This window comes from Flavobacterium tistrianum, from assembly GCF_003254545.1.
GTDB classification, from domain to species: domain Bacteria; phylum Bacteroidota; class Bacteroidia; order Flavobacteriales; family Flavobacteriaceae; genus Flavobacterium; species Flavobacterium tistrianum.
Map to the genome: position 1 here is coordinate 109,276 of NZ_QJRH01000066.1, position 16,896 is coordinate 126,171.

Consider the following 16,896-nt stretch of genomic DNA (forward strand, 5'->3'; position numbering starts at 1 on the left):
ACTTAAAAACAGATAAAAATGAAAAAAGCGGTTCTAATTCTCTTCATTTTATTAAGCATTCAATCTCAAGCACAAAAAACAGAAAACATCATTATCATTACAACTGATGGTTTTAGATGGCAAGAAGTTTTTAAAGGAATTGATCCTGCAATTGCCAATGATAAAAAATTCAATCAGGGAGACAGCGCTTACATTTATAAAAAATATAGCAGTGCTGATGTTAAAGAAGCGCGTAAAAAACTAATGCCATTTTTCTGGTCCGAAATTGCTTCTAAAGGTCAGATTTATGGAAATCGAGATTTAGGAAACAAAGTCGATGTTGCTAATCCGTATTGGTTTAGTTATCCTGGCTATAGCGAAATCATGACCGGAAATGTAGATGTAAAAGTCAACTCAAACGGTTACAAAGCCAATCCAAACGTAAATGTTCTGGAGTTTTTAAATAAACAGTCTAAACTAAAAGACAAAGTTGCTGCTTTTGGCGCATGGGATGCTTTTGACCGAATTTTGAATGAGGAAAGAAGCGGATTTCCTGTAATTTCAGCCTTTGATAAAGTGGGTGGAAATAAACCAACAGCAGCTCAGCACTTATTAAATGAAATGCGTGACAATTCATATAAACCATTTCATATGGATGAATGTCTAGATGTTTTTACACATTATCAAGCTTTAGATGAATTAAAAAATAAAAAGCCAAAAGTACTTTATATTGCATACGGAGAAACCGATGAATGGGCGCATCATGGACAATATCGTTCGTATTTGGACGCAGCCAATCAAGTGGATAAATGGATTCAAGAAGTCTGGAATTTTGTCCAAAATGATCCGCAATACAAAAATAAAACCACTTTATTCATAACCGTAGATCACGGACGAGGAGACAAAGTAAAATCGCAATGGACAGATCACGGCTCTGATGTTCCGGGAGCATCTGAAATTTGGTTTGCTGCAATGGGACCAGAAATTGCACCAAAGGGCGAAATCAAAACAGAATCACAATTCTACCAAAAACAATTTGCACAAACATTAGCAAAATTAATGGGATATTATTTCAAAACCGATCATCCTGTAGAAACAGAGATTAAAGAAGTTTTTGAGAAATAGTTTTTTATAGCCACGAATTCACGAATTATTAAAATAAAATTCGTGAATTCGTGGCTATAAAACTTTTGAGACAAACCTACAAGGTTTTAAAAACCTTGCAGGAAGAAAAAAACTCTGTACCTTTGCCCCTCTGCAACTTTGAGCCTTAAAAAAAATGAAACAAATTACTTCAGTTCAAAATCCGTATATCAAATCTTTGGTTTTACTTCAAGAAAAAGCGAAGGCCAGAAAACAAACCGGAACATTTTTGATTGAAGGACAACGCGAAATTTCATTAGCTATAAAAGGCGGTTATGAAATTGAAACGGTTTTATTTTTACCAGAATTAGTTTCAGAATCAGAAATCAACAAACTGATTCAGAATCCATTTCAGATTATCGAAATCAACAAAGAAGTTTACCAAAAGCTGGCCTATCGCGATACTACAGAAGGAATTTTAGCAGTAGCAAAGACCAAACCTTTAAAATTATCTGATTTAAAATTATCCGATAATCCGTTGATTTTAGTGGTAGAATCTTTAGAAAAACCTGGTAATATCGGTGCTGTTTTACGAACTGCAGATGCTGCCAATTTAGATGCTGTTTTAGTTGCCAATCCGAAAAGTGATTTATACAATCCTAACATTGTGCGCTCTAGCGTTGGATGCCTTTTTACCAATCAGATTGCAACTGGAACATCGGAAGAAATTATTTCTTTTTTGAAAGAAAAAAAGATCAATTTCTACAGTGCCACTTTACAAAATTCAACTTCATATCATACCCAAAACTTCACCACTCCAACCGCTTTGGTAGTTGGCACAGAAGCAACTGGTCTAACCCAGCAATGGCGTGACGAAGCAACTCAAAATATCATTATCCCGATGCAGGGAGAAATTGACAGTATGAACGTATCTGTCGCTGCAGCTATTTTAATTTTTGAAGCAAAAAGACAAAGAGGATTCTGATTTTAGATTTTAGATTTTAGATTTTCTAAAAATTGCCTTGCTCTTTTGGAATTTGGGATTTAAAAAATTGGAATTTATTTTTAATGATCTTTTTGTCAGGCTGAGCGGGGTCGAAGCCTTATTCCTACATGCAAAAATCCAAAATCTACACTATAAAATCAACAATCTAAAATCTTGTATATGTTCAAACTAATTCTTATTTTTAGTACTTGAACTATGCCGTTATGACAGAAATAGATATAGAAAAAGAAAACAAAGCTATTGCGCAGGAATACAAGGAATTACTTCGAATAAGTTACCAAACTTTAAGCCCTACTGACAAGAAATTAATTAGAAAAGCTTTTGATGTTGCCGTTGATGCTCATAAAGATCAGAGACGTAAATCTGGCGAGGCTTATATCTTTCATCCTATTGCAGTTGCAAAAATTGTTGCCTCAGAAATTGGTCTGGGCGCGACCTCTATCGCTGCGGCTTTAATGCACGATGTTGTAGAGGATACACCAATGACTGTAGAAGATATTGAGCGTTTATTCAATCCGAAAGTGGCGCAGCTAGTTGAAGGACTTACAAAAATATCTTTGGTTCAAAAAGACCTAAATGCTTCAATGCAGGCTGAGAATTTCAGAAAAATGATTCTGACATTGAATGATGATGTTCGTGTAATTCTGATAAAATTAGCCGATCGTCTTCACAACATGCAGACTATGGATTCTATGGCGGAATACAAACAGACCAAAATCGCATCTGAAACTTTATACATTTATGCTCCCCTTGCCCACCGTTTGGGACTTTATAACATTAAAACCAAACTTGAGGATTTAGGATTAAAATATACTGAACCTGCAGTTTATGAAGATATCGTAAGCAAAATTCGTGAAACTAAGGAAGAACAGGACGCTTATATCAAGGATATTTCGGATGTTTTAAAAAAATCTTTAGACAATGAAGGTGTAGATTATATCATCAAAGGTCGACCAAAATCTATCTATTCTATTCGTCGAAAAATGCGTGCGCAAAACGTAACCTTCGATGAAGTTTACGACAAGTTCGCACTTAGAATTGTCTATAAAGCCGATCCACACGAAGAAAAATTTATTGCTTGGAAAATATATTCGATCGTAACAGACCATTACAGACCTAGCCCAAGCCGTCTTCGTGACTGGATTTCATCTCCAAAATCAACTGGTTATGAAGCGCTTCACATTACAGTTATGGGACCAAAAGGGCGCTGGGTTGAAGTACAGGTCCGAAGCGAACGTATGGATGAAATCGCCGAAAAAGGGTACGCAGCGCACTATAAATACAAAAATAACGGTGCTACCGAAGAAAGTGGCTTAGATACATGGCTTAATCTCCTTCGCGAAGCTTTAGAAAACCCAGAAACCAATGCAGTTGATTTTGTAGAAGATTTTAAAATGAATTTATATTCTAAAGAAATCTTCGTCTTTACTCCAAAAGGAGAAATCAAATCGTTGCCAAAAGGTGCTACTTCTCTTGATTTTGCCTTCAGCATTCACTCTGAAATCGGAATTAAAACTCGCGGAACTCGCGTAAATGGACGTTTGGTTCCGTTGAATTACGAATTAAAAAGTGGTGATCAAGTTGAAGTAATTACTTCTCCAAACCAAAAACCAACAGTAAACTGGTTGGAATACGTAACGACTTCACGAGCTAAAAATAAAATTAAAAACGTTCTTAACGAGAACACCAAAAAAATTGCAGAAGAAGGAAAAGAATTACTTGTTAGAAAATTAAAACATTTAAAAGTTACGTTTAACGAACAAGTAACAAATGAGCTGGTTAACTTCTTCAAACTAAAAACCAGTTTAGATTTATTTTACAGAGTTGGAATTGGTGCGATCGAAAATCAGCAGTTGAAAGATTATGCGGCACAGAAAAGCAATTCGTTTATCAATTTCTTCAAAAATAAAATTAAGCGAACAAAAGATACTGCGGATGAAGATATTCACAAACCAGTCATCAGCAGCAATTACGATATGCTGGTTTTTGGAACCGAGCACGACAAGCTGGATTATAAACTTTCGCAATGCTGTAATCCAATTCCAGGTGATGACGTTTTTGGTTTCGTTACGATTAATGAAGGAATAAAAGTGCATAAAAAAGATTGTCCAAACGCAATTGGAATGCAGTCGAATTATGCTTACAGAATTATGAGCGCCAAATGGATTGACTCTTCTCAAGAAGAATTCAAAGCCATTATCAACATTACAGGAATGGATGTTTTAGGACTTACCAACCAATTGACAAAGGTAATTTCGAACAATATGAGCGTAAACATTCAGAGTATTTCGCTTAGTACCGATGCTGGAATTTTCCACGGACAAGTTGCTGTAATCGTTAAAAACAATACGATTTTGAAAAAAATGATTAGCGCCATCAAGAAAATTGACGGGGTCGATAAGGTTACTAGAGAGTATAGAACCTAACTTTTTAGGGAAACTATAAGAATTTTGTAACGAAACTTTAAACCCGAAACTTTTATTCATTAAAAATAAAAAATTATCTTTGCCGGATATGACACTTATTTCAACTGACAACACTAAGAATCAAGAAATTGTAAAAAATGTTTTTACACTATATCTTGAACAAAAAGGGCATCGCAAAACTCCTGAGCGTTATGCTATACTTCAGGAAATTTACGATAGCGAGGAGCATTTTGATATAGAAAACCTTTATATCAAAATGAAAAACAAGAACTATCGTGTGAGTAGAGCTACTTTATACAACACGATCGAGTTACTGTTGGACTGCGCTTTGGTTAGAAAACATCAATTTGGACAAAATCAGGCTTATTACGAAAAATCATATTTTGATAAACAGCACGATCATATCATTATGACGGATTCGGGAGAAGTAATTGAATTTTGTGATCCAAGAATTCAAACTATTAAAAAAACTATCGAAGAAATTTTTGATATTGAAATCACTAATCATTCGCTTTATTTCTACGGAAACAAAAAGCAGAATTCAAATTCATAGTCTATTCAATTAGACTTTTTCAAAAAAATAAAAAAAGAAAATTAACTACATAATCAGTAGGACAACTGAGATTGTCCCAACGCAAATTAAAACAGAATGACCGTAGATTTATTACTAGGATTACAATGGGGAGATGAAGGTAAAGGAAAAATTGTAGACGTACTTACCTCAAATTATGATATTATTGCACGTTTCCAAGGAGGACCAAACGCAGGACATACATTAGAATTTGACGGAATTAAACACGTACTTAGAACAATCCCTTCTGGAATTTTTCATAAAAACTCAGTAAATGTTATCGGAAATGGTGTTGTAATTGATCCTGTAGTTTTTCAAAAAGAAATTGAAGGTTTAGAAAAATTCAACCTTGATATCAAAAGCAAATTAATCATTTCGAGAAAAGCACATTTAATTTTACCAACTCACCGTTTATTAGATGCTGCTTCTGAAGCTTCTAAAGGTAAAGCTAAAATCGGTTCTACCCTTAAAGGAATTGGGCCAACTTATATGGACAAAACGGGTAGAAATGGTTTACGTGTTGGAGATATTGAATTAGAAGATTTCAAAGAGCGTTACAGAGCTTTAGCTGACAAACACGAAGCTATGATTGCTTTTTATGACGTAAATATCCAATACAATTTAGCTGAATTAGAAAAAGAATTCTTTGAAGCTATTGAAGAATTGAAAAAATTAGATTTCATTGACAGTGAAGAATACATGCACCAAGCTCAAAAAGCTGGAAAATCTATTCTTTGCGAAGGAGCTCAAGGATCTTTATTAGATGTTGATTTCGGAACTTATCCTTTCGTAACTTCATCAAACACAACCGCTGCTGGAGCTTGTACTGGTTTAGGAATTGCTCCTAACAAAATCAAAGAAGTTTACGGAATTTTCAAGGCTTACGTTACACGTGTTGGTAGCGGACCTTTCCCTACTGAACTTTTTGACGAAGTGGGTGCTACAATGGCAAAAGTGGGTAACGAATTTGGTTCTGTAACAGGAAGACAAAGACGTTGCGGATGGTTAGATTTAGTAGCTTTAAAATATGCTGTTCAAGTAAATGGTGTTACGCAGTTAATGATGATGAAAGGTGATGTACTTTCTGGTTTTGAAACTTTAAAAGTTTGTACTGAGTACAACTACAAAGGACAAAACATTTCTCACTTCCCTTACAACATCGAACCAGAGAATGTTACTCCTGTTTACAAAGAATTTAAAGGATGGAAACAAGATTTAACTGGATTAACGTCTTACGATCAATTGCCAATTGAGCTAAAAGAATATATTGAGTTTATTGAAAAAGAAATCGAAGTGCCAATCAAAATTGTATCGGTTGGACCAGATAGAAAACAAACAATAACAAAATAATACATTTAAACGCTCTGATTTTCAGAGCGTTTTTTTTGACTATTACTGACATGAGAAAAAATCCTAAAATTGAGATTACAGAAACCAAGTTATTATCAGACAATTGGTACATCTTAAATAAAGTTACTTTTAACTATACAAAAGAAAACGAAAAAGTAGAATCGCATATTCGTGAAGTTTACGACCGCGGAAATGGTGCAGGAATATTGTTATACAATACAGCCAAAAAAACGGTTATTCTAACAAGACAATTTCGTTTGCCAACTTATCTTAACGGAAATAAAACCGGAATGATGATTGAAGTTTGCGCAGGTCTTTTAGATAAAGACAATGCAGAACAAGCTATTATTCGTGAAACTGAAGAAGAAACAGGATATAGACTTTCTAAAGTTCAAAAAGTTATTGAAACGTATATGTCACCAGGTTCTGTAACAGAGATTTTGTATTTATTTGTTGGCGAATATGACGAAAGCATGAAAGTAAGTTCTGGCGGCGGACTTGACGCAGAACAGGAAAACATTGAAGTTTTGGAATTTACATTTGATGAAGCTTACGCCATGATTGAATCTGGCGAAATTACAGATGCTAAAACTATTATGCTTTTGCAGCATGCAAAAATTAAAGGTTTGATTTAAAAGTTTTTTGAGTATTTTAGATTTAGTAATAAAATAAATCTAATCTTTTTAAATAATAAAATGATCAAATTTAATAAGCAAAAATGTATTAGGATAACCGTACTATTTTTTCTGTTCATAAATATTATTGCATTCTTTCATGCTTATAAATTTACTCATTTCACAAATGATAATTCTGAAAAGACTAAAACTCCAGCTAGACTTACAAAATTTGAAAAAGTAAAGACATTATTGTTTGGAGTAAATAATCCAAAACCAAAAAACAAAAAAGTACCAAGCCAAAAATATCAAACCATAAAACTGAAAAGCAATAAAGAAATAGAATGCTGGTTAATTAAAAATCAAAAATCTAGTGGTACGGTTATACTATTTCACGGCTATGGCGGAGAAAAATCTTCAATGCTAGACAAATCAAATGAGTTTCTAAAATTAGGTTATAGCACTCTGTTGGTTGATTTTATGGGAAGCGGTAATTCTGAAGGAAATCAAACAACAATTGGTTTTAAAGAAGCCAAAGAAGTAAAAACGTGTTTTGATTATATTTTAGCAACAGGAGAAAAAAATATTTATTTGTTTGGGACTTCTATGGGAGCTGTGGCCATAATGAAATGTATTAATGAAACTGAGATAAATCCAAAAGGAATAATACTAGAATGCCCCTTTGGTTCGATGTACCAAACTGTTTGCGCCAGATTTAAGAAAATGAATGCGCCAACTTTCCCAATGGCAGGAATTTTACTTTTTTGGGGTGGCATGCAAAATGGCTTTTGGGGGTTTAGTCATAATCCATCAGAATATGCAAAACAAATAAATTGTCCTACATTATTACTATATGGAGAAAAAGACAAAAGCGTCAGTAAATCAGAAATCGATGAAATTTATAAAAATCTAAAAGGTCTTAAAGCTCTTCGTATTTACAAAAATACAGGACATGAAAACTACCTAATAAAAAATAAAGCTCAGTGGAGCTATGATGTTAATTCTTTTTTATCGTCATTTTGACAATTTAGAACCATTATTTATTCAATACAACAACTTAAAAACCAGCATCTTACAATTGAAAACAAACGGAATTTTAATTAATTTTACAGGAATATAACAACAACCAAAAACAATAGTTATGTCTGATCAAGTACAATTAGTTCCAAATGATTCGCTGATTACCAGTACTCCTGAAGAAGGTCGTCAGCTAGCCGTAAAAATGGCGCGTTTAATTATCAAAATCACTCAGCCTGATGAGGCAATTAGAGAAAAGTTAAGGCCAATTTATGCTGAAGATGCAGCAATGCTCATAGCTGTAGGACAAACTGTAGCAACTGAATTTGCAACTATCGCTGCTGCCAATAATTACTGGAGAAAATAAGCTATTTGAGATAACAGAATTCTTATTGAGTTTTGTTATCTCAAAACATAAGTCGAAATCTCTAAAATGAAAATCCCGAAACCAATTCAAAAAATTATGTAACCCTTTTCAGCTATCAGATGTATAACTTTATATTCATAAAAATACCAACCTATGAAAAAGTTATATTACACAGCAAACGCCCTACTGATTTTAATGTTAGTCTTATTAGGTTCTTGCAAAAAAACCGATACTATAACATTGACTGAAAATAAAAAAGAGAAAAAGAAAGTAATTGAATATAAAAAGCCAGAAACGTTTTCTTATCAAATAACAGATACAAAAGAATGGCTAAAGCTAAATGAAGCCGACAGTTCTAAAATGGATATTGTTTACGCTTTAAACCGAACTGATTATGCTAACTTCAAAAAATTAGATTCTGTGGTAATCCCTGCAGATTTTAGCGGAGATTTGGTTTATTATCTTCCGTTTCCGTTACATGTTTCGGCTCTAGAAGAAGTTTCAAAGATTATCCTTTTTTCTTATCCTACGCAGGCTTTTGCTGCTTACGAAAATGGTGAATTGGTTCGTACGGGCCCAACCAATATGGGAAGAAAAAAAGATCCTACTCCTACTGGATTGTTTTTCACCAATTGGAAAGCCGAACAAACTACAAGTACATTTAATGACGAATGGGACTTGAAATGGAATTTTAATATCGAAAATAAACTTGGAGTTGGTTTTCACGAATATGCTTTGCCAGGATATCCAGCATCACATTCTTGCTTACGACTATTAGAAAAAGACGCTAAATACCTTTACACATTTGCTGATGAATGGATTTTAAAGGATAGAGAAAATGTAAAAGTAAAAGGAACTCCTGTTGTAGTTTTTGGAAGTTATGATTTTGATGGACCAAAACCATGGCTAAAATTAGCATCAGATCCTGAAGCTTTAAATATTTCTGAAGGTGATATAGAAAATACTGTAAAACCATTTTTAAAAGAGATTTTAGAAAATCAGAACCTAAGAGAAGCCGAACCGACAAAAACAATATAAATGTATTCTTAATATAAAAATCAGCTGAAAATAATATACTTTATTTCAGCTGATTTTTTTGTGCTTGCGAATTCAATATGTAAATATTAGCCAATTCATGTTTTCAAAACTTTGAGCCTTTGTCACTTTGCCTCTTTGCATCACAAAAAAAACAATAAATAAGCGATCGTTCATTTATTATTTATATCTTTGTACCATAATTAGTTAGAATTATGAGAACGAGAGACACTAATAAAGAAGAAATTGTAAAACAGAAAGCAATAGAAATGATCGTTAACCAAGGCATAGAAGGCTTTGGAATGAACCGTTTGGCAAAAGAATGCGGCATTTCTGTAGCTACACTTTATATCTATTATTCAGACAAAGAAGATTTGATTCGTAAAATTGGAATCGAAATTGGTCAAAACTTCTTTGAAAAAATGTTTAACGGTTTTTCTACAGATATGTCTTTTAGAGACGGATTACGAAATCAATGGGAAAATCGTATTTATTTCAATCAAAATTTTACCCTACAAGCTACCTGTTTTGAACTTTTAAGGCATTCTACTTACGGCGATGCAATCATACAAGAAGTGACAGGAGAATACAAACAAATGATGACTGAATTTATGGTTTCAGCAATTGAAAGAAAAGAGCTTATCTCTATTTCTTATGAAGTCTTTTGGAGCATTGCTTACGGTTCGCTTTATTCTCTTTTAGAATTTCACAAAGATGGAAAATCAATGTCTGGAAAATCTTTTGTTCTTAGTGATAAGATTAAAGACGAAGCTTTTAATCTGGTTTTAAAAGCGCTGACTCCATAATTTTTCAATTTCAATTTCAAAAATCAATTACAATTAAAAAACTTATTTCAAAAATTTCAAAATCAAATACTTTGTCACTCTGAGCGAAGCCGAAGAGCAATTACAATATTAATTTCAATAAAAATGAAAACTTCAATTATAGAAAATAAAAAAATAGCCATTATTGGCGGCGGTCCAGTTGGACTGACTACAGCTAGAATTCTTCAAATTAATGGTGCTGATGTCACAGTTTACGAAAGAGACATTAATGCTCAAGCCAGAACTTCGGGCGGAACTCTTGACATTCACTCAGATTCTGGCCAATATGCAATTCAGAAAGCGGGTTTAATGGATGAATTCTACAAATACGCAAGACCAACTGGAGAAAAAATGGCCGATATGGACGGAAATATTACTTCTGATGAAATGCCCGATAAAACCAATGCTTTTTCACGTCCAGAAATTGACCGAAATGATCTTAGAAAAATTATGCTGGATAACCTCAAAGAAGGCACAGTTCTTTGGGACAGTCAATTGGTCAATATTAAAAAAATAGAAAACCAATATATTTTGGAATTCAAAAACGGTACAAAAACAACTGCCGATTTTGTTATTGTTGCAAATGGAGGAAGATCTAACGCTAGAAAGTTTGTTAGCGATCAAGAACCTCAGCTTTCGGGAACCTATATTATTCAGGGTGAAATTGCAAATCCTGACCAAGATTATCCTGAGTTTAAGCCGAAATATGGAAACGGAAATGTTATGGCAATGGGCGAACACAAAATGTTTTACACACATACTATGCGTGATGGCTCTGTTCATTTCGGAGTTTCTTTTAAAGCAGATGAAGATTGGATTTCGAATCACGGAATCAACTTTGAAGATGACAAAGCTGTAATTGCTTTTTTAAATGAAACTTTTAAAAACTGGAATGATGATTACAAAAAATTCTTTGCTTCTTCGACTGAATTTTCTGGTTTGCCTTTAAGATTATTTTCTTTAGAAGAACCTTGGAAAGAACATTCAAACATTACGCTTGTTGGCGATGCCGCACATCTAATGCCTCCGTTTGCAGGTGAAGGAGTCAATATGGGATTATTTGATGCTTTTCATCTAACGCAAAATTTAACCAACGGAAAATTTAAAACAATTGACGAAGCAATTGCCGATTACGAGAAAAAAATGTTTGGTTACGCTTTAGAAGCACAGCGCATGACAAAGAAAATGGAAGATTTACTGCATTCTGATATTGTGGCTGAAGATATTTTAAATAGCCGTTTTTAATTATTAAATTTTTTTATCAAGCATAAAAAAATCATAATCGCGTTAAATTTCTTATTTTCGTTTATTTATGTATCATTCAATTTAAACTAATGCTAAAGAAATTAACCTTCTTGTTTTTATTATCTGGTTTTGTAATGACTAGCCAAACTAAAAATGATGAAAAAACTGAAACTTTTACTAGCCGAAAAGAGATTTATCAGATAAAATACAATCCTAATCATTGGATTAAGAAATTTGAATCACAAAATTGGGATGCAGAATTTCATGATAAATACAATTTGGTAACAGCCTATTTCATAGAATACGATTATTTCGTTTCCAATCAGAAAATTAAAAACACTCTTGAAGATCAATTTAAAGAATTTGGTAAAATAAAAAAAGTAAAATTTTACAAGAAAAGAATAAATAATATCGAAGTTAATTATTTTGAATGCGAACTAAACTACAATTCTTTTCTGTACAAATACCAAGGCTTTTTCTACAACGGCAAAGGTGGCACGGTACAAATTCAATATGGAGGACAAGATAAATCAATTGAACAAAACCTAAGTATTATCGAAGAATTTAATAATGGTTTTTCATTAATCGAATAAAAAAAAGGCATAAGATTTAAAACTTACGCCTTTCATTTTATAATGGAAACCAAAAATTATCTAGAATAATTTGGAGCTTCTTTTGTAATTGTTACGTTATGCGGGTGACTTTCAGTGATTCCGCTAGAAGTGATTCTCACGAAACGTCCTGTCTCCTGTAAAGTAGGAATATCTTTTGAACCACAGTATCCCATACCTGCACGAAGACCTCCAATAAACTGAAGCATACTTTCGTTTAATTCTCCTTTGTAAGGAACACGTCCAACGATTCCTTCTGGAACTAATTTTTTAACGTCGTCTTCAACATCTTGGAAATAACGGTCTTTTGAACCAGTTTGCATAGCTTCAACAGATCCCATTCCGCGGTAAGACTTGAATTTTCTTCCTTCAAAAATAATAGTTTCTCCTGGAGATTCTTTTGTTCCTGCTAATAACGAACCTAACATTACACAGTCAGCACCTGCAGCAATAGCTTTAGGAATATCTCCAGTGTAACGAATTCCACCATCTGCAATTACAGGAACTCCAGTTCCTTTGATTGCCGCAGCAACTTCTAAAACTGCTGAGAATTGAGGGAAACCGACACCTGCAACAATACGCGTAGTACAGATAGAACCAGGTCCGATTCCAACTTTTACTCCATCTGCTCCGTTTTCTACTAAATATTTAGCAGCTTCTGGAGTTGCAATGTTTCCAACTACTACGTCTATTTGAGGGAATTTTGCTTTTACTTCTTTTAATACATTTACAACACCTTCTGTGTGTCCGTGAGCTGTATCGATAATGATGGCGTCTACACCTGCAGCAACTAAAGCTTCTGCTCTTTGAACAGCGTCTCCAGTAACTCCAATTGCAGCAGCAACTCTTAAACGGCCAAAAGAATCTTTGTTTGCGATTGGCTTTTGAGTCAGTTTTGTAATATCTCTGAAAGTGATTAAACCAACCAATTCGTTTTTATCGTTTACAACTGGTAATTTTTCAATTTTATGACCTTGCAAAACTACTTCTGCCTGCTCTAGTGAAGTTCCTTCAGAAACTGTTACTAAGTTTTGGCTAGTCATAACCTCAGCGATTGGTCTTGCTCCGTTTTTCTCAAAACGTAAGTCACGGTTTGTAACGATACCTTTAAGGATTTTATTTTCGTCAACGATTGGAATACCACCGATTCCGAATTCTTTCATAGCGTTTTTAGCGTCAGCAATTGTAGAGTTCATTGGTAAAGTTACCGGATCGATAATCATACCTGCTTCAGCACGTTTTACTTTTCGAACTTTTCCTGCTTGCTGTTCGATAGTCATATTTTTATGTAAAACACCAATTCCGCCTTCTTGTGCCATAGCAATTGCCATTGCGCTTTCTGTAACTGTATCCATCGCAGCTGATACAATTGGAACGTTTAATGTAATGTTTTTTGAGAATCTTGATTTAATGCTCACTTCGCGAGGAAGCACATTCGAGTAGTTAGGTACTAATAATACATCGTCGTAAGTTAAACCTTCGCCGATAATCTTGGAGTTGTGTGCTATCATGGTGCAATTTCTAGTTGAATTGCGTGCAAATATAGTGAATAAATTGCTAACTTGAATACTAACTTATTCATAAATTTGACTTTACACGAATCGTCTTACAAAACTATATATCCTAGCCCAGATGGAAATGGAAAGCCACGAAAAGCTAAAATACATTTTTTTCTGGCTTAAAAAAGCGACCAACGGAAGCTCTTTTTATGCCTTGAAAAAAAGTATTTTGGCTCGAGTGCTTGAAATGGACAGCTGGAAATAGCTTCTAATTACCAAACTAATCGTCTTTGTCTTGAAAAACAAAATTGATTCCGAGCTGAAAGGCCGCACTGCTAGCTTTGGAAATGTCTTTATATTCTAAAACATTATTGACCAAAGCATAAATATTTACTGGACCAATTGTTCCTGCAAGTCCTAAACCAATATTGGTATTTGAAAAAGTATCTAAAGTGTAAGTGGCTTTTAAATCTAATTTCTTAAAAATATTTCTTCTATAAAAAGCTGTCAAGGCAAATAACGGTGTTCGAGGGGCTGACATTGCGAAAAGCTGCGCTCCTACCGCATTTTTATAATATTTATTAACTTTTCCGCGACAATTGCACTCGTCATCAGGACGCGCTTCTCCAAATGAATATTGAATGGAAGAGTAAATCTTTGTCGGACGCCAAGTGGTATACTTATTATAAAGTGTATCTCTTGGTATTGCCTTGTCAAATTCGTCAAAGACATTTTCTGGATCATCTGTACCCATAAAATCTGGATTGGCTCCATTGTATTGGTAAGTTCCTTTATACGTAATCGTTTCTATGTCTTTGGTTTGTCGCACAAAACCCAAATCTATAATACTTGCCGTTAGCTGTAAATTGTCTTTTATATAATAGGTAATTCCGGCATCGACACCAAAACCTAGGCTTCCATTAAAAAAGGTATTATTGGCAATATCACGCGCTATATTTCCTTCGTATTCATCTTTAGTAAACCGAGCAATTCCAGAGGTTTTTAATTCTAAATTGGAAGAAATAATCTGGTTATAAAGGTTTGGAGTTCCAGGTTCTTGCCCTGTATATATATACCCTGAATTTTTGGTTGAAGTAGCATTTGCTCCACTCGAATAGATTTTGGCACGTCCTCCGTAGACAAATTTATCATTGACCTTTTTATGAAAACCGACGTGAAAAACAGAAAGCACTTCGGCTTTCATATTTAAATCGCCTAGATTAAATGATTTTCCGATATAATTTCTATTTCCATCTAAAGCTAATAATGCGAGATCTTTTGGAACAAACATAAAAAAATCGAATTCCTGGTACAATCCGAAAGAAATATAGGAACGGCTTTCTCTTCCTCCTATTCTGAATCCACCAGAAAATATTTCCAATTGTTGATTGGTCACAACTTTGTCATTGCTGGAAGATTTATTAATGACGTTTCTAACTTTTTGATTAAAATCGACACCATCATTGGCGAATAAATCATAAGCAGAGAAGCTACTAGAACCCACATTAGCGGAAATTCCAGATAAAACCGGAAATCCGAAATAATATTTATACGAAACATCTGCCCCAGGATTTACAAGCGAGGATTGTGGAATTGAAGTGAAATTATATAACAACTCTCTGTTTTGGGCAAAACAGTAAAGATGAAAAAATAAGCAAAGAATTAGTGCCTTTCTCATTCGATCACTAAGTAAGCTGTTGCACTTGATCTTAATTTTAAATTTCCTGTACTCTCACTATTCAATGGAGGTCCCGCAGCGATTATTACCACAAAACCAATTTTTTGGGTTTGTTTTAAAAGATCTAATCGTGCGTTTTCAAAAACTTCTGTTGGGTATTTTATAACATTTGGCGTTCCTTTATAAGATGGTACTGTAAAAGATATGGTCTGTAAGATCTTATTTTCTGCATCAAGCAAAAGCATGTTTATGACAAAAGAACGATTTATGTTATTCTCTATTTCAAAATCAAACTCGGCTTTTTTAAGGCGTTCATTAAAAAATTTATTTTTAAAAATATCAAAATCTCTTACGTCGGGATAAATATTTGTACTTCCATCATCTTCAAGTTTATTTGCCTGAATATCAAAATAAGCAAGATTTGCCACAAACACAGGCTCAAGCTTAAAATCGTTTACCTGATTAAAATCTAAATCGCTTGAACAGGAAAACAATAAAAAGACTGAAAATAATATAATTGAAATTTTACTTGAAGGGCTTGATTTCATGATAATAGTTATATCGATACTAAATGTAACGCATTATATTTATAATCATTATCTAAGGTAAGAAAATATAACTATTTTTTAATGGAATTTTCCGAACAATTTTGAAGCTTCGTTATAAGCACTTTCAAAACTAAGAGAATTAAGTCCTGTTACTTTTTTATTGGCTGTAAAATACGAAATCAGCTTTTCTGTCGGCATGTTTCCTGTCAGTTTATCGGTTGCCATTGGACAGCCTCCAAAACCTTGAATAGCACCATCAAAACGAGTACAACCTGCTTTTGCTGCAGCATCAATTTTTTCGAACCAGCTTTCAGGAGTTGTGTGCAAATGAGCACCAAACTCAATTTCAGGATATTTCGGGATTAAATCTGAAAATAAATAGGTAATTACTTCTGGCGTAGAAGTTCCGACAGTATCAGAAAGCGATAGGATTTTCACACCCATTCCAGCCAATTTTTCAGTCCACTCGCCTACAATTTCAACATTCCATGGATCTCCGTATGGATTTCCAAACCCCATAGAAAGATAGGTAACCACTTCTTTGTTTTTCTTATCTGCGACTTCAAGAATTTCTTCGAGCGTAACCAAAGATTCTGCAATGGTTTTATGCGTATTACGCATCTGAAAGTTCTCTGAAATAGAAAATGGAAAACCTAAATATTGAATCTGCTCATAATTTGCTGCTGTTATCGCTCCTTGTGTGTTGGCAATAATTGAAAGCAGTTTACTTTCTGTCTGCGAAAGGTCTAATTGTGCCAAAACCTCAGCTGTATCCTGCATCTGCGGAATAGCTTTTGGAGAAACAAAACTTCCAAAATCGATTGTATCAAAGCCAACTCGCAACAAAGCTTGTATATAAGTTGCTTTATTTTTTGTTGGAATAAAATCTTTAATGCCTTGCATGGCATCTCTTGGGCATTCAATAATTTTGATTTCTTTGTTCAAAGCTTATTCTTTTGTAAAGGCTAAGTTAGTTTCTTTTTTAAAGAAATAAAAGATAATTTTAGCGGAATCCAAATTATTACGAAATATCGTAATAGCCT

At 33.9% G+C, this 16,896-nt stretch carries 16 protein-coding genes; 12 read left to right on the forward strand and 4 right to left on the reverse strand.

The window, feature by feature from the left end:
• Positions 1-18 precede the first annotated feature (18 nt).
• The 12 genes from DMB71_RS08565 (at position 19) to DMB71_RS08620 (ending at position 12,110) form a co-directional block, all read left to right on the forward strand.
• The gene (locus DMB71_RS08565) at positions 19-1,104 is read left to right on the forward strand and encodes an alkaline phosphatase family protein (protein WP_111365295.1); all 1,086 of its coding nucleotides are present in this window, start codon (positions 19-21) and stop codon (positions 1,102-1,104) included.
• A gap of 154 nt (positions 1,105-1,258) precedes the next feature.
• Complete coding sequence (locus DMB71_RS08570) at positions 1,259-2,047, forward strand: TrmH family RNA methyltransferase (RefSeq protein WP_111365296.1); 789 nt, start codon at positions 1,259-1,261, stop codon at positions 2,045-2,047.
• 224 nt (positions 2,048-2,271) lie between these two features.
• Entirely contained in the window at positions 2,272-4,494 is a 2,223-nt protein-coding gene (locus DMB71_RS08575) for a RelA/SpoT family protein (protein ID WP_111365298.1), read from the forward strand.
• Between the two features lie 88 nt (positions 4,495-4,582).
• A complete protein-coding gene (locus DMB71_RS08580; protein WP_008462215.1) occupies positions 4,583-5,047 on the forward strand; it encodes a Fur family transcriptional regulator in 465 nt (154 codons plus the stop codon).
• Between the two features lie 96 nt (positions 5,048-5,143).
• Positions 5,144-6,415: an adenylosuccinate synthase gene (locus DMB71_RS08585; protein ID WP_111365299.1), complete on the forward strand. Its 1,272-nt coding sequence runs from the start codon at positions 5,144-5,146 to the stop codon at positions 6,413-6,415.
• 50 nt (positions 6,416-6,465) lie between these two features.
• Positions 6,466-7,050, forward strand: a complete 585-nt coding sequence (locus tag DMB71_RS08590; protein WP_111365301.1) for an NUDIX domain-containing protein — start codon at positions 6,466-6,468, stop codon at positions 7,048-7,050.
• A gap of 60 nt (positions 7,051-7,110) precedes the next feature.
• The gene (locus DMB71_RS08595; RefSeq protein ID WP_111365303.1) at positions 7,111-8,052 is read left to right on the forward strand and encodes an alpha/beta hydrolase; all 942 of its coding nucleotides are present in this window, start codon (positions 7,111-7,113) and stop codon (positions 8,050-8,052) included.
• 118 nt (positions 8,053-8,170) lie between these two features.
• Entirely contained in the window at positions 8,171-8,413 is a 243-nt protein-coding gene (locus tag DMB71_RS08600) for a hexameric tyrosine-coordinated heme protein (protein WP_111365304.1), read from the forward strand.
• Between the two features lie 153 nt (positions 8,414-8,566).
• Positions 8,567-9,451 (forward strand): L,D-transpeptidase, encoded by an 885-nt coding sequence (locus DMB71_RS08605; RefSeq protein WP_111365306.1) that lies wholly within the window; start codon positions 8,567-8,569, stop codon positions 9,449-9,451.
• A 212-nt stretch (positions 9,452-9,663) separates the two neighbouring features.
• Entirely contained in the window at positions 9,664-10,254 is a 591-nt protein-coding gene (locus tag DMB71_RS08610; protein ID WP_111365307.1) for a TetR/AcrR family transcriptional regulator, read from the forward strand.
• A 123-nt stretch (positions 10,255-10,377) separates the two neighbouring features.
• A complete protein-coding gene (locus DMB71_RS08615; RefSeq protein ID WP_111365309.1) occupies positions 10,378-11,517 on the forward strand; it encodes an FAD-dependent oxidoreductase in 1,140 nt (379 codons plus the stop codon).
• An 89-nt stretch (positions 11,518-11,606) separates the two neighbouring features.
• Entirely contained in the window at positions 11,607-12,110 is a 504-nt protein-coding gene (locus DMB71_RS08620; RefSeq protein ID WP_111365311.1) for a hypothetical protein, read from the forward strand.
• Between the two features lie 56 nt (positions 12,111-12,166).
• Here the strand turns inward: DMB71_RS08620 and guaB are convergent, their stop codons facing one another.
• The 4 genes from guaB to DMB71_RS08640 all read right to left on the reverse strand — a co-directional run bounded on the left by guaB (position 12,167) and on the right by DMB71_RS08640 (position 16,798).
• Positions 12,167-13,639, reverse strand: coding sequence for an IMP dehydrogenase (gene guaB / locus DMB71_RS08625; RefSeq protein WP_008462205.1), 1,473 nt, complete (start codon positions 13,637-13,639; stop codon positions 12,167-12,169).
• Positions 13,640-13,907: 268 nt separating this feature from the next.
• Positions 13,908-15,305, reverse strand: coding sequence for a DUF5723 family protein (locus DMB71_RS08630; RefSeq protein ID WP_111365312.1), 1,398 nt, complete (start codon positions 15,303-15,305; stop codon positions 13,908-13,910).
• Positions 15,302-15,853 carry a hypothetical protein gene (locus DMB71_RS08635; protein ID WP_111365314.1) on the reverse strand — a complete coding sequence of 184 codons (552 nt, stop codon included), beginning with the start codon at positions 15,851-15,853 and terminating at the stop codon, positions 15,302-15,304. The genes DMB71_RS08630 and DMB71_RS08635 overlap by 4 nt, the downstream gene beginning before the upstream one ends.
• A gap of 78 nt (positions 15,854-15,931) precedes the next feature.
• Complete coding sequence (locus DMB71_RS08640) at positions 15,932-16,798, reverse strand: beta/alpha barrel domain-containing protein (protein WP_111365315.1); 867 nt, start codon at positions 16,796-16,798, stop codon at positions 15,932-15,934.
• Positions 16,799-16,896: the final 98 nt, after the last annotated feature.

Bases quoted from the DNA above. Each gene is read 5' to 3' on its own strand.
- DMB71_RS08620 (WP_111365311.1), top strand. From the start codon at position 11,607: ATGCTAAAGAAATTAACCTTCTTGTTTTTATTATCTGGTTTTGTAATG.
- guaB (WP_008462205.1), bottom strand. From the start codon at position 13,639: ATGATAGCACACAACTCCAAGATTATCGGCGAAGGTTTAACTTACGAC.
- DMB71_RS08575 (WP_111365298.1), top strand. From the start codon at position 2,272: ATGACAGAAATAGATATAGAAAAAGAAAACAAAGCTATTGCGCAGGAA.
- DMB71_RS08610 (WP_111365307.1), top strand. From the start codon at position 9,664: ATGAGAACGAGAGACACTAATAAAGAAGAAATTGTAAAACAGAAAGCA.
- DMB71_RS08580 (WP_008462215.1), top strand. From the start codon at position 4,583: ATGACACTTATTTCAACTGACAACACTAAGAATCAAGAAATTGTAAAA.
- DMB71_RS08570 (WP_111365296.1), top strand. From the start codon at position 1,259: ATGAAACAAATTACTTCAGTTCAAAATCCGTATATCAAATCTTTGGTT.
- DMB71_RS08630 (WP_111365312.1), bottom strand. From the start codon at position 15,305: ATGAGAAAGGCACTAATTCTTTGCTTATTTTTTCATCTTTACTGTTTT.
- DMB71_RS08585 (WP_111365299.1), top strand. From the start codon at position 5,144: ATGACCGTAGATTTATTACTAGGATTACAATGGGGAGATGAAGGTAAA.
- DMB71_RS08635 (WP_111365314.1), bottom strand. From the start codon at position 15,853: ATGAAATCAAGCCCTTCAAGTAAAATTTCAATTATATTATTTTCAGTC.
- DMB71_RS08595 (WP_111365303.1), top strand. From the start codon at position 7,111: ATGATCAAATTTAATAAGCAAAAATGTATTAGGATAACCGTACTATTT.
- DMB71_RS08605 (WP_111365306.1), top strand. From the start codon at position 8,567: ATGAAAAAGTTATATTACACAGCAAACGCCCTACTGATTTTAATGTTA.
- DMB71_RS08590 (WP_111365301.1), top strand. From the start codon at position 6,466: ATGAGAAAAAATCCTAAAATTGAGATTACAGAAACCAAGTTATTATCA.
- DMB71_RS08615 (WP_111365309.1), top strand. From the start codon at position 10,378: ATGAAAACTTCAATTATAGAAAATAAAAAAATAGCCATTATTGGCGGC.
- DMB71_RS08565 (WP_111365295.1), top strand. From the start codon at position 19: ATGAAAAAAGCGGTTCTAATTCTCTTCATTTTATTAAGCATTCAATCT.
- DMB71_RS08600 (WP_111365304.1), top strand. From the start codon at position 8,171: ATGTCTGATCAAGTACAATTAGTTCCAAATGATTCGCTGATTACCAGT.